Here is a 12,634-nt window from a genome sequence, read left to right on the forward strand (position 1 = left end):
CATGCCCCGCACCTCCCGACCCGGTTTCCCCCTCGCCGCCGTCGCCACGGTACTGGCCCTGGTGGTGGTGCTGCTCGGCGCCTACACCCGGCTCACCCACGCCGGCCTCGGCTGCCCCGACTGGCCGGGCTGCTACGGCTTCATCGGCGTACCGCAGACCGACGCCCAGCTGGCCCACGCCGAGCGCCACTTCCCCGAAGCCCCGGTGGAGGCGCAGAAGGGCTGGAACGAAATGGTCCACCGCTACTTCGCCGGCACCCTCGGCCTGGCCATCCTCGGCCTTGCGGTGCACGCCCTTGTGCGGCGCGGGCGTGACGGCCAGCCCCTGCGCCTGCCGCTGGTGCTGCTCGGCGTGGTCATCACCCAGGCCGCCTTCGGCATGTGGACGGTCACCCTCAAGCTCTGGCCCCAGGTGGTCACCGCCCACCTGCTCGGCGGCTTCACCACCCTGGCCCTGCTGTTCCTGCTCAGCCTGCGCCTCTCCGGTGCGCTGCCGGCGCTCGGCCTGCCGGCGGGCCTGCGGCGGCTGGCGGCAGCGGCCCTGGCCCTGGTGATCGGGCAGATCGCCCTGGGTGGCTGGGTCAGCTCCAACTACGCGGCGGTGGCCTGCGTCGACCTGCCCACCTGCCACGGCCAGTGGTGGCCGGCGATGGACTTCGCCAACGGCTTCCACCTCACCCAGCACATCGGCCCCAACTACCTGGGCGGCCAGCTGGACAGCGACGCCCGCACCGCCATCCACATGACCCACCGCCTCGGCGCCCTGGTGGTGACCCTGACCCTGCTGGCGCTGGCTTGGCGCCTGCGCGGCGAAGGCCTCGGGCGCCTCGCCGGGCTGCTCCTGGCGGTGCTGGCGCTGCAGGTGGGGCTGGGCATCAGCAACGTGCTCTTCCACCTGCCGCTGCCGGTGGCCGTGGCCCACAACGGCGGCGGCGCCCTGCTGCTGCTGACCCTGGTGCTGGTGAACTACCGCGTGCGCGCCCCAGCCCTGGCAACCGAACCGGGCGACCCCGCCCTGCGCCTGCCTGCCGGCAAGCCCGCCTGACGACAAGAAGAAGGAGAGACGCCATGGCCACGCTGCTCCAGCATGGACACACCCAGGTCCACGCCACCTGGCGGGACTACCTGGAACTGACCAAGCCCAAGGTCGTGCTGCTGATGATCATCACCTCCCTGGTGGGGATGTTCCTCGCCACCCGCGCCGGCGTGGCCTGGGAGGTCCTGGTATTCGGCAACCTGGGTATCGCCCTCTGCGCCGGCGCGGCGGCGGCGGTGAACCACGTGGTGGACCGGCGCATCGACGCCATCATGGCGCGCACCCTCAAGCGCCCCGTCGTCAGCGGGCGCGTCTCGCCGCTGGCGGCCCTGGCCTTCGCCCTGTTGCTGGCGGTGGCAGGCCTGGCCCTGTTGCTGCGCTTCACCAACGAACTGGCGGCCTGGCTCACCCTCGCCTCGCTGCTGGGCTACGCCGTGCTCTACACCGGCTTCCTCAAGCGCGCCACGCCGCAGAACATCGTCATCGGCGGGCTGGCCGGGGCCGCCCCGCCGCTGCTGGGCTGGGTTGCCGTGACTGGCCACGTCTCCGCCGAGCCGCTGCTGCTGGTGCTGATCATCTTCGCCTGGACCCCACCGCACTTCTGGGCCCTGGCCATCCACCGCAAGGCCGAGTACGCCAAGGCCGACATCCCGATGCTCCCGGTCACCCACGGCGAGCACTACACCAAGGTGCACATCGTCCTCTACACCCTGGTGATGTTCGCCGTCAGCCTGCTGCCCTACGCCATCCACATGAGCGGGCTGCTCTACCTGGCCTGCGCCGTGCTGCTCGGCGGGCGCTTCCTGCAGTGGGCCTGGAGGCTCTACCGCGACAGCCGACCGCACGCCGCCATCGGCACCTTCAAGTACTCTATCGCCTACCTTTTCCTGCTCTTCATCGCCCTGCTGCTGGATCACTACCTGCTGCTGGCGGTCTGAGCCCCCGGGCCCTGAGCAGGTCCTGATGCATCGCCCCTCGCGCCCCGTGCCGCGAGGGGCAGGCCGCATCCCCGCGTTCGGACGAGCCCCGGCCCACCGGGCCTGATAGGCTTGCCGGCACCGCCCATTCCAAGCGAAGAGCAACCATGACCCGCGTGCAGAAAACCGTATTCGTCCTCATCGCCCTGGTGGCCCTGGTCCTGGGCCTGACCGTGAACAAGGTGCTCAACGGCCAGCGCCAGGCCGACCCCACCCGCCTGCTCGACGCCGGCATCGTCCTGCTGCCCCAGCCGCGCACCGTGCCCGCCATCAGCCTGACCGACCAGGACGGCAAGCCGATCGCCATGAACGAACTGAAGGACAAATGGAGCCTGCTGTTCTTCGGCTACACCTTCTGCCCCGACATCTGCCCCACCACCCTGGCGCAGATGCGCGAGCTCAAGGGCCTGCTGCCCGAGGCCGCGCGTGACCGCGTGCGCATCGTCATGATCAGCGTCGACCCCAACCGCGACACCCCGCAGCAGCTCAAGCAGTACCTGGGCTACTTCGACCCGGCCTTCCTCGGCGCCACCGGCGAGCTGGCCAGCATCCAGAAGCTGGCCAACGCCGTCAGCATCCCGTTCATCCCGGCCGACACCAGCAAGGAGAACTACACCGTCGACCACAGCGGCAACCTGGTGGTGATCGGCCCCGACGGCACCCAGCGCGGCTTCATCCGCGCCCCGCTGAACAACCAGAAGCTCAAGGAACAGCTGCCGGTTCTGGTGACCCCAGCCAGCTGATTCCGTATCGATTTCTTATTTGAAATTGATTCTCAATAAAACTAGGATGGCGCTCCCTTCTCCTGTCAAAGCCAGGGAGCGCGCTTGTCGGAGCCCGATCTCAAGAGCCTGTTCATCCAGCACGCCAAGGCCCTTCGCAGCCTGCTGACGCGCAAGGTACGGGACCCGCAACTGGCCGCCGACCTGGTGCAGGAAAGCTTCCTGCGCCTGGCCGAGCAGCGCGGCAAGGACGCCATCGACAACGGCCCCGCCTACCTCTACCGCACCGCCCACAACCTGCTGGTGGACCACGTGCGCCAGCAGGCCCGCCGGCGCACCGACCTGGTCCCCCAGGAAGCCCTGCACGAGATCGTCGAAGACGCCCCGCCCCTGGACGAACAGGCCGCCGCCGAGCAGCATCGGCGCCGCCTGCGTGAGGCCCTGGCCGAGCTGCCGCCGCGCACCCGCGAGATCTTCCGCCTCAACCGCCTGCACGGCCTGACCCACGCCGAGGTGGCGCGCCAGCTGGATATCTCAGACAGCTCGGTGCAGAAGCACCTGGCCAAGGCCCTCGCCCACGTCATGCAGCGCCTGCAGGACGGCCCGCGGAGCGACTGACGGATGGTTTACGGTGAATGGCGTCCCCGAACGTCAGCCTTCCTATAACGAGAAACGAGAGACCGACGTGATCAGCCAGCACCTGCGGGAGCAGCAAATACGCGAGGAAGCCGCCGACTGGGCGGTGCGCCTCAGCCAGGGCGACCCGGACCCGGCGACGGCCGAGGCCCTGGCGCGCTGGTGCCAGGCCGACCCGCGCCACCCCGAGGCGCTGGCCTTCGCCCAGGCCACCTGGGACGCCCTCGGCCAACTGGCCGACGGACCGGCTGCCGGTGAACCGCCGCGCCGCCGTGCGCCCAGGGACGCCGCGCGCCCGGCCACCCGCACGCGCCGTCGCTGGCGCTGGGCCAGCGGGGTCGCCGCGCTGCTGCTGGTGGCGGTGCTGGGCGTGGACGCGGGCCGCCCGCTGCTGATGCCCCTGCTGGCCGACTACGCCTCCGGCACCGGCGAAGTGCGCCGGGTCACCCTGCCCGACGGCAGCGAGGTGGAGCTGGACTCCCGCAGCGCCATCGACGTCCTCTACAGCGACGGCGAGCGGCGCGTCCGCCTGCTGGCCGGGGAAGCCTGCTTCAGCGTCGCGCCCATGGGTGGCGACGAACGCCGGCCCTTCGTGGTGGAAAGTGCCGGTGGCACCACCCGCGCCCTCGGCACCCGCTTCCTGGTGGGGGAGCGCGGGCAAGGGGCCTGGGTCGGCGTGCTCGAACACAGCGTCGCGGTGAACCTCGAAGGCGTTCCCGGTGAACGGGTACTGAGCGAGGGCCAGAGCGCCCGCTACGACCGCGTCCAGGGCATCCAGCCCCTGCTCGGGCTTGATCTGCAGCGGGCCAGCAGCTGGCGGCGCGGGGTGCTGGTGTTCGACCGGGTGCCCCTGGCCGAAGTGGCCGAACAGCTCAACCGCTACCGCACCCGCCGCCTGGTGGTCACCGACGCCCGCCTGGCGCGCCGGGAGGTCAGCGGCGTGTTCCGCCTCGACATCCTCGACGAGGCCCTCGACACCCTCACCCACGAACTGCACGCCCAGCGCCTGGACGTGCCCGGCGCCACCTTCCTCTACTGACCCTCCCGTGCCCGTATCGACGGGCCTGCGGCCTGCCCTCCCACCCGCGCGGAAATTTCTTTTACTGACTTTGCGTGAGTGGCGCGTCTTGCTGTTGAGAGTGATTTGCATTCACCGAACAACACCAAGCAGCCACAGGAACACACGATGAACGCACGCAAAGGGATGGGCCGGCGATTCCGCCGTTCGCTGCTCGTCTTGGGGGGACACTGGGCCCTGATCGGCGCGGGGGCCCTGCCCCTGGTCGCGGTGGAACAGGTCCACGCCGAAGCCGTCCAGGTCGCCTTCGACATCCCGGCCCAGGCCCTCGACCAGGCGGTGCTCACCTTCGCCGAACAGTCCGGCGTGCAGGTGATCTTCGACGCCTCGCGCTTCGCCGACCTCCAGGGCGCCCCCGTACAGGGCCGCTACGCCGCCGACGAGGCCCTGCGCCGCCTGCTGCGGGGCACCCCGGTGAGCTTCCGCTTCACCTCCCCGCGTGAGGTCAGCCTGGTGCGCGAAGCCAGCGGCGACGCCCTGGAGCTGGGCGCCACCCAGGTGCAGGGCCAGGCCAACGCCCACGACTGGGTCTACGAGTCCCCCCGCTCGGTGGCGGTGATCGACCGCGAGCAACTGGACCGTAACCCACCGCGCCACGCCGCCGACATGCTCGAACAGAGCGCCGGCGTCTACACCGCCGTCAGCCAGCAGGACCCGGGCCTCTCGGTGAACATCCGCGGCCTGCAGGACTACGGCCGGGTCAACATGAACATCGACGGCATGCGCCAGAACTTCCAGCAGAGCGGCCACCAGCAGCGCAACGGCACGATGTACATCGACCCGGAACTGCTCTCCGCCGTGACCATCGAGAAGGGCGCCACCTCCGGCATGGGCGGCGCCGGGGTGATCGGCGGGGTGGCCGAGTTCAGCACCCTCAACGCCCGCGACTTCATCCACGAAGGCAAGGAGTTCGGCGGCCGCGTGCGCGCCACCACCGGCCTGGGCGGCTACGCCAACGGCACCGACTTCATCGGCAGCAGTGCCTTTGCCCTGGGCAACGAGGTCGGCGACCTCCTCTTCGCCGCCAGCGAGCGCCACCTGGGCGACTACGACCCCGGCACCCACGGCAGCATCGGCCAGCTGCGCACCGGCTCCAGCTTCAACCCCGGCGTCGAGGAGCGCATCAAGCACTCGCCGGTGGCCTACTCCGGCTCCACCATGCGCTCGCGCCTGGCCAAGCTCGGCCTCAACCTGCCGGCCGACCAGCGCGTGCAGCTCAGCTACCTGCGCACCCAGGTGGCCTACGACGACGCCAACATGATGAACGTGGAGAACGCCGAGCTCTGGGAGAAGCTCGGCAGCAGCAACGTGGTGTCGCAGAACGTCGCGCTGGACTACAGCTACAGCCCCGACGACCTGCTGGTGGACTTCAAGGCCAAGCTCTACCACGTCGACAACCGCAACCGGCAGACCACCCTGGCCCGTGGCAGCAGCGCCGGCTACGCCATCACCTACCAGACCGACACCTACGGCCTGCAGCTGGAGAACACCTCCACCTTCCTGCTCGGCGAGCTCACCACCCTGAAAGCCAACTACGGCCTGGAGTACTTCCAGGACAAGGTCCGCCCCGACTCCACCCAGGCCGTGGCCAGCGGCTCCGCCGTGGGCTTCCCGGTGTCCGAAGGCATGACCCCCAAGGGCGACCGCGCCATGGGCAGCCTGTTCGCCAACCTGCAGCTCGACTACGACGACTGGCTGACCCTGGACGCCGGCCTGCGCTACGACCGCTACCACCTGGAGGGCGAAACGGGCTTCAACATCACCCTCTATCGCCTCAACACCCCCGGCAACCCCACCTACAGCGTCCCGCTGCGCTACGAGGTGGACCGCGAGGAAGGCGCGTTCTCGCCCACCTTCGGCATCGCGCTCAAGCCCGGCCCGGACTGGCTGCAGCTCTTCGCCCGCTACGGCGAGGGCTGGCGTCCGCCGGCGGTGACCGAGACGCTGATTTCCGGGCGCCCCCACGGCAGCAGCGCGGAAACCATGTACCCCAACCCCTTCCTCAAGCCGGAAAGCTCCCAGTCCTGGGAAGTGGGGTTCAACATCTTCAAGCAGAACCTCTTCACCGACGGCGATGCCCTGGGCCTGAAGGTGGCCTACTTCGACACCCGCATCGACGACTTCACCTACATGTCGATCGGGCTGCAGCGCCCGGGGGTGGGGGTGGCCGCCCTGGGGGTGTCAGCCTACGTCAACGACCGCACCAGCACCCGCTTCCGGGGCGTCGAGTACGCCCTCGACTACGACATGGGCGCCTACTACGGCAACCTCGCCTACACCCACATGATCGGCGAGAACGAGTACTGCTCGAACGAGGCCTGGCTCGGCGGCGCGGTGTCCCCCGTCTACGGCAGCGGCCGCCGCCCGCCGGTGACCGGCTACGTGCCCAACGCCACCGCCAACGCCATGGTGAGCTGCGGCGGCCACATGGGCAGCGCCGAGCACATGCCCATGGACCGCGGCAGCCTGACCCTCGGCACCCGCCTGCTCGACCGCCGCCTCGACCTCGGCGCGCGGGCCCGCTACAGCGAGGGCTACGCCCTGGACGCCGGCGACGCCGCCGCGCGCGAGCAGGTCTACCCGGCGGACTGGAAGGCCTACACCGTCTACGACCTCTACGGCAGCTACAAGGCCACCGACAACCTGACCCTGCGCCTGGCCCTGGAGAACGTCACCGACCGCGCCTACCTGGTGCCCCTGGGGGACGTCCTCGCCTTCACCCTCGGCCGGGGCCGCACCCTGCAGGGCACCGTGGAATACACCTTCTGACCCGGATTTGCCCATGACGGGCAAAGCCGTCGCGCAGCGCCGTGCCGCGCGGCGGAAACCTCAACTGGAGACACTGCATGAGCCTTTCGATTTCCTACTCCGCCACCTACGCCAGCTGGACCATCACCGACTACCTGGCCGACTGGGCCGGCTACTTCGGCGATGCCAACCACCGCCCCGGCCAGGTGCAGGACGGCGTCAACACCGGCGGCTTCTACCCGGGACGGCTCGAGGGTACCGAGTACGCCCTGACCAGCCCCAATAGCAACGCAGCCTTCATCGCTGAGGGCAATCTCAAATACACGTTGTTCTCCAGCCCGGCCCACACCCTGTATGGCGACCTGGACAGCGTGTCCCTGGGCAGCGACCTGACCAAGAACGCCTCGGGCTTCGATTTCAGTGCGGGCAAGGAAGAGGCCAGCTTCAGCGGTCTGGGGCTGTCGAGCCTGCTCAACGAAGGCCACGCCGGCGCGGTCCACCAGGTGGTCTACGGCCTGATGGGCGGCAACACCAGCGCCCTGGAAAGCGTGCTGAACGACCTGCTGGACGACTACGGCGTGTCCACCGCCAGCACCTTCGACGCCGTGGCGGCCGCCCTGGCAGCCGGCCCGCTGAGCGTGGCACCGGCCGAAGCGGTGGGCCTGCAGCAGCCGCTGGACGACCTGGCCCTGGCGGCCTGATCGGCGGGAAAAGGAGACGCGAATGGAGGGTGACCCCCATTCGCGTGGAGTGACCCCCGCAGCCCGAGTCTTGGCGGGCGAGGGCTGCGGAGGGTGCGAATTCTGTGAGCCGCCGGGGTGGGCGTCAACCTGCCGCCGGCGCCTCTGGGGCCGTCCATGACCACCCTTCACCCTGATGACCTGCGCCAGGCCCTGGCCGCCAGCCGCCCGGCGCTGCTCAACGTCGGCCTGTTCACCGCCGTGATCAACCTGCTGATGCTGGTGCCGGCGCTGTACATGCTGCAGGTCTACGACCGCGTCCTGGCCTCGGGCAACGCCATGACGCTGCTGATGCTGACCCTCATGGCCCTCGGCCTGTTCGCCTTCATGGGCGCGCTGGAGTGGCTGCGCAGCCTGGTGGTGATCCGCCTCGGCGCACGCCTGGACATGGCCTTCAACGCCCGCATCCACGATGCCGCCTACCGCGCCGCGAGCCGCAGCGGTGCCAGCCCGGCCCAGGCCCTGGCCGACCTCAACAGCCTGCGCCAGTTCGCCACCGGGCCGGCGCTGTTCGCCTTCTTCGACGCCCCCTGGTTCCCGGTGTACCTGGTGGTGATCGGCCTGTTCAGCCCCTGGCTCGGCCTCTTCGCCCTGGCCGGTGCCCTGGCGCTGGTGGCCCTGGCCTGGCTCAACGAGCGGGTCAGCCACGGCCTGTTGCAGCAGGCCGGGCAACTGGCGCAACAGGCCAGTCAGCAGGCCACCGGGCACCTGCGCAACGGCGAGGCCATCGACGCCATGGGCATGCTCGGTCGCCTGCGGGCGCGCTGGCTGGCGCAGCACCGTGGCTTCCTCGCCTGCCAGGGGCTGGCCAGCGAACGCATGGCCGCCGTCGGTGCCCTCTCCAAGGGCGTGCGCCTGGGCCTGCAGTCCCTGGTGCTGGGGCTCGGCGCCTGGCTGGCGCTGGAACACCTGATCACCCCGGGGATGATGATCGCCGGCTCGATCCTCATGGCGCGGGTGCTGGCGCCCATCGACCAGCTGATCGCCGTGTGGCGCCAGTGGAGCGGCGCCCGCGACGCCTGGCAGCGCCTGCAGGCCCTGTTGCAGGCCGAGCCGCCACGCCGCGCCGGCATGCCCCTGCCGGCGCCACGGGGGGCGCTGGAGGTGGAGCAGCTGTCCGCCTTCGCCCCCGGCAGCCGGCGGCCCTGCCTGGCCGCCATCGGCTTTGCCCTGGAGGCCGGGCAGTCCCTCGGCATCATCGGCGCCTCCGGTTCCGGCAAGTCCAGCCTGGCGCGCCTGCTGGTGGGTGCCGCTGAGCCGGCCGGCGGCAAGGTCCGCCTGGACGGCGCCGACCTCGCCCTGGCCGACCGCGAGCGCCTGGGCGACCACATCGGCTACCTGCCCCAGGACGTGCAACTGTTCGCCGGCAGTGTGGCCGAGAACATCGCCCGCTTCGCCGAGCCGGACCCCGAGCAGGTGGTGGCGGCCGCGCGCCTGGCCGGCGTGCACGAACTCATCCTGCGCCTGCCCGAGGGCTACGACACGCGCCTGGGCGAGGGTGGCGCCGGCCTCTCCGGCGGGCAGCGCCAGCGCATCGGCCTGGCCCGCGCGCTCTACCGGCTGCCGGCCCTGGTGGTGCTGGACGAGCCCAACGCCAACCTCGATGAAGACGGCGAGCGCGCCCTGCTGGAGGCCCTCGCCCGCCTGGGCGAAGCCGGCCGTACCCGGGTGCTGATCACCCACAAGCCCAGCCTGCTGGCCAGCGTCGACCACCTGCTGGTGCTCAAGGGCGGCCAGATGCAGGCCTTCGGCCCCGCCGCGCGGGTGCTCCAGGCCCTGCAGCGCGAGCCCGCCGCTGCACCGCCCGCCGTCGCCCCGGCCCCTGCGCCCGCCCCCCGCCGGGCCGCCTCCGCCTACAGCCTCAACTACCGCCTGGATGCCACCCGCTCTTGAGCCGAGGATTGCCATGCCCGCCTTGCCCGATGCCCCCCGCCCCCTGGCCGATGTGCTGCCCCTCGACGACCACCGCCCCGCGCGGCTCGGCCGCTGGCTGGTGCTGGCCGGCTTCGGCGGCTTCCTGCTCTGGGCCGCCCTCGCCCCTCTGGACAAGGGCGTCGCCGTCAGCGGCAGCGTGGTGGTCGCCGGCCACCGCCAGGCCGTGCAGCACCCCACCGGCGGCGTGGTGGCGCGCCTGCTGGTGCACGACGGCGAGGCCGTGAGCGCCGGCCAGGTGCTGCTCACCCTCGACGCCACCCGCCCGCGCGCCGAACGCGACACCCTGCGCCAGCAATACCGCGACGCCCAGGCCGCCGCCGTGCGCCTGGCGGCCGAAACCGAAGGGCAGGCGCAGCTGCGCTTCCCGCCGAGCCTGCCGGCCGATGACCCCGACATGCAGGCCAGCCAGGCCCTGCACCAGCAGCTGTTCGCCAGCCGCCGCGAAGCCCAGCGCCTGCAACAGGCCGCCCTGCGCGAGGGGCTGGCCGGTGCCCGCGCCCACCTCGCCGGGCTGGAAAGCGCCCAGCGCTACCGCCGCGAGCAGCGCGAAGCCCTGCTGCAGCAGCTTCAGGGGCTGCGCGGGCTGGCGCAGGAGGGCTACATCCCGCGCAACCGCCTGCTGGAGAACGAGCGCCTGCTGGCCCAGCTCGACGGGGAGCTGGGCGAAGCCGTCGGCGCCATCGGCCACGCCCACCAGCAGGTGCAGGAGCTGGGCTGGCGCGAACGCCAGCAGGCCGAGGAGTACCGCCGCGACCTGCACCAGCAGCAGGTGGACAACCGCCTGCGCCTCGGCGAACTGGCCAGCCGCCTGGCCAGCGCCGAATTCGAACTGGTCCACACCGAGGTGCGCGCCCCGGTGGCCGGCACCCTGGTGGGGCTGGCGGTGTTCACCCCCGGCGGGGTCATCGCCCCCGGCCAGCAACTGATGGAGGTGGTGCCCCGCGATGCGCCGCTGCTGGTGGACGCCCGCGCCCCGGTGGAGCTGGTGGACCGCCTGCGCCCCGGCCTGCCGGTGGAGCTGCTGTTCGCCGCCTTCAACCAGAGCAGCACGCCCCGGGTGCCCGGCGAGCTGGTGCTGGTGTCCGCCGACCGCCTGCTCGACGAGCAGACCCGCGAGCCCTACTACCAGGTGCGCATCCGCGTCAGCGAGGACGGTGCCCGGCAACTGGCCGGCCTCGACATCCGCCCGGGCATGCCGGTGCAGGCGTTCGTCCGCACCGGCGAGCGCTCGCTGCTCAACTACCTGTTCAAGCCCCTGGCCGACCGCCTGCACCTGGCCCTGTCGGAGGACTGATGCGCGCCCTGCTCCCCGCCCTGCTGCTGGCGCTCGCCTGGCCGGCCAGCGCCCTCGACCTGCGCGACGCCTACGCCCTGGCCCTGCGCAACGACCCGACCCTGCAAGCCGCCCTGGCCGAGCGCGATGCCGGCCAGGAGGCCCGCGCCATTGGCCGGGCCGGGCTGCTGCCGACGCTGTCCTACAGCTACAGCAGCGCGCGCAACGACTCCGAGGTGACCCAGGCCAGCACCCAGGGCAACGTCACCAGCCAGCGTGACTACCGCAGCCGCGCCTCCACCCTCACCCTGCAGCAACCGCTGTTCGACTACGCCGCCTGGGCCGCCTACCGCCAGGGCGAGGCCGAGGCGCTGATGGCCGACGCGCGCTACCGCGGGCGCAGCCAGGAGTTGCTGGTGCGCCTGTTCAGCGCCTACAGCGAGGCGCTGTTCGCCCAGGACCAGATCGCCCTGGTCCAGGCCCAGCGCCGCGCCTATGCCGAGCAGCTGCAGCTCAACCAGCGGCTGTTCCAGGCCGGCGAAGGCACCCGCACCGACCTGCTGGAAACCGGCGCCCGCCTGGAGCTGGCCCGCGCCCAGGAAATCGAGGCTGTGGATAACCTCGACGCCGCCCTGCGCCAATTGCAGGCCATCGTCGGCGAGCCCCTGGCGGTGCAGGACCTCACCCCGCTGGCGGAGGACTTCACCCTGCAGCCGCTGCAACCGGCGCGCTTCGAGACCTGGCGCGACCTCGCCCTGGCCGCCAACCCGGAGCTGGCCGCCCAGCGCCACGCCCTCGACCGGGCCCGCTACGCGGTGGAGCGCAACCGCGCCGGGCACCTGCCCACCGTCAGCGCCTACGCCAGCACCAGCAAGACCCGCTCCGGCTCCGAGAGCACCTACAACCAGGAATACGACACCGACAGCATCGGCCTGCAGATCAGCCTGCCGCTGTTCGCCGGGGGCGCCGTCAGCGCCTCCACCCGCCGCGCCGTTGCCGAGGTGGAGCAGGCCAGCCACAGCCTCGACGCGCAGACCGCCGAGACCCTCAACCAGCTGCGCCAGCAGTTCAACCTCTGCGCCAGCAGCGCCGCCAAGCTGCGTGCCTACGCCCTGGCGGTGGAGTCCGCCAGTACCCTGATCGAGGCGACCCGGCGCAGCGTGGCCGGGGGCGAGCGGGTCAACCTCGACGTGCTGGATGCCGAGCAGCAGCTCTACAGCGCCCGCCGCGACCTGGCCCAGGCGCGCTACGGCTACCTGCGCGCGTGGCTGCAGCTGCGGTATCTGGCGGGGCAACTGGTGCCGGGGGACCTGGAGGCGCTGGCGGGGTATTTCGAGGGGAGCAGGAGGACTCCCGAAGCCTGAGCGGAGCAGCTTCGGGAATGGGGCTCGGCTGCTTTTCGCGTTCTGCGGATGTTTTCCGTTTCGCCCTCCCGGGCGAGCCCCTTTTGGCAGTCGCCCCAAAAGGGGCCAAAAGGGCTTGCCCCTGC

The 12,634-nt window shown here is 71.3% G+C and carries 10 protein-coding genes; all 10 read left to right on the forward strand.

Going from position 1 to position 12,634, the window contains the following annotated elements:
* The first annotated feature begins 1 nt into the window (after position 1).
* The 10 genes from BM198_RS10995 to BM198_RS11040 all read left to right on the forward strand — a co-directional run bounded on the left by BM198_RS10995 (position 2) and on the right by BM198_RS11040 (position 12,509).
* On the forward strand, positions 2-1,045 hold the full coding sequence (locus tag BM198_RS10995) for a COX15/CtaA family protein (RefSeq protein WP_074969923.1): 1,044 nt from the start codon (positions 2-4) through the stop codon (positions 1,043-1,045).
* A 23-nt stretch (positions 1,046-1,068) separates the two neighbouring features.
* Positions 1,069-1,974: a heme o synthase gene (gene cyoE, locus BM198_RS11000; RefSeq protein WP_074969925.1), complete on the forward strand. Its 906-nt coding sequence runs from the start codon at positions 1,069-1,071 to the stop codon at positions 1,972-1,974.
* A gap of 146 nt (positions 1,975-2,120) precedes the next feature.
* Entirely contained in the window at positions 2,121-2,756 is a 636-nt protein-coding gene (locus BM198_RS11005) for an SCO family protein (RefSeq protein ID WP_074969927.1), read from the forward strand.
* Positions 2,757-2,840: 84 nt separating this feature from the next.
* The gene (locus tag BM198_RS11010) at positions 2,841-3,353 is read left to right on the forward strand and encodes an RNA polymerase sigma factor (RefSeq protein WP_044410239.1); all 513 of its coding nucleotides are present in this window, start codon (positions 2,841-2,843) and stop codon (positions 3,351-3,353) included.
* Positions 3,354-3,420: 67 nt separating this feature from the next.
* A complete protein-coding gene (locus tag BM198_RS11015) occupies positions 3,421-4,410 on the forward strand; it encodes a FecR family protein (RefSeq protein ID WP_074969929.1) in 990 nt (329 codons plus the stop codon).
* A 147-nt stretch (positions 4,411-4,557) separates the two neighbouring features.
* Positions 4,558-7,218 (forward strand): TonB-dependent receptor, encoded by a 2,661-nt coding sequence (locus BM198_RS11020; protein WP_074969931.1) that lies wholly within the window; start codon positions 4,558-4,560, stop codon positions 7,216-7,218.
* A 77-nt stretch (positions 7,219-7,295) separates the two neighbouring features.
* Complete coding sequence (locus BM198_RS11025; RefSeq protein ID WP_074969933.1) at positions 7,296-7,898, forward strand: heme acquisition protein HasA; 603 nt, start codon at positions 7,296-7,298, stop codon at positions 7,896-7,898.
* 156 nt (positions 7,899-8,054) lie between these two features.
* Positions 8,055-9,830, forward strand: a complete 1,776-nt coding sequence (locus tag BM198_RS11030) for a type I secretion system permease/ATPase (RefSeq protein WP_074970006.1) — start codon at positions 8,055-8,057, stop codon at positions 9,828-9,830.
* Positions 9,831-9,843: 13 nt separating this feature from the next.
* Positions 9,844-11,166: an HlyD family type I secretion periplasmic adaptor subunit gene (locus BM198_RS11035; protein WP_074969935.1), complete on the forward strand. Its 1,323-nt coding sequence runs from the start codon at positions 9,844-9,846 to the stop codon at positions 11,164-11,166.
* Positions 11,166-12,509 carry a TolC family outer membrane protein gene (locus tag BM198_RS11040; RefSeq protein ID WP_074969937.1) on the forward strand — a complete coding sequence of 448 codons (1,344 nt, stop codon included), beginning with the start codon at positions 11,166-11,168 and terminating at the stop codon, positions 12,507-12,509. Before BM198_RS11035 ends, BM198_RS11040 begins: the two co-directional genes overlap by 1 nt.
* The last annotated feature ends 125 nt before the right edge of the window (positions 12,510-12,634 follow it).

The organism is Metapseudomonas otitidis (genome assembly GCF_900111835.1).
Classification (GTDB): Bacteria; Pseudomonadota; Gammaproteobacteria; order Pseudomonadales; family Pseudomonadaceae; genus Metapseudomonas; species Metapseudomonas otitidis.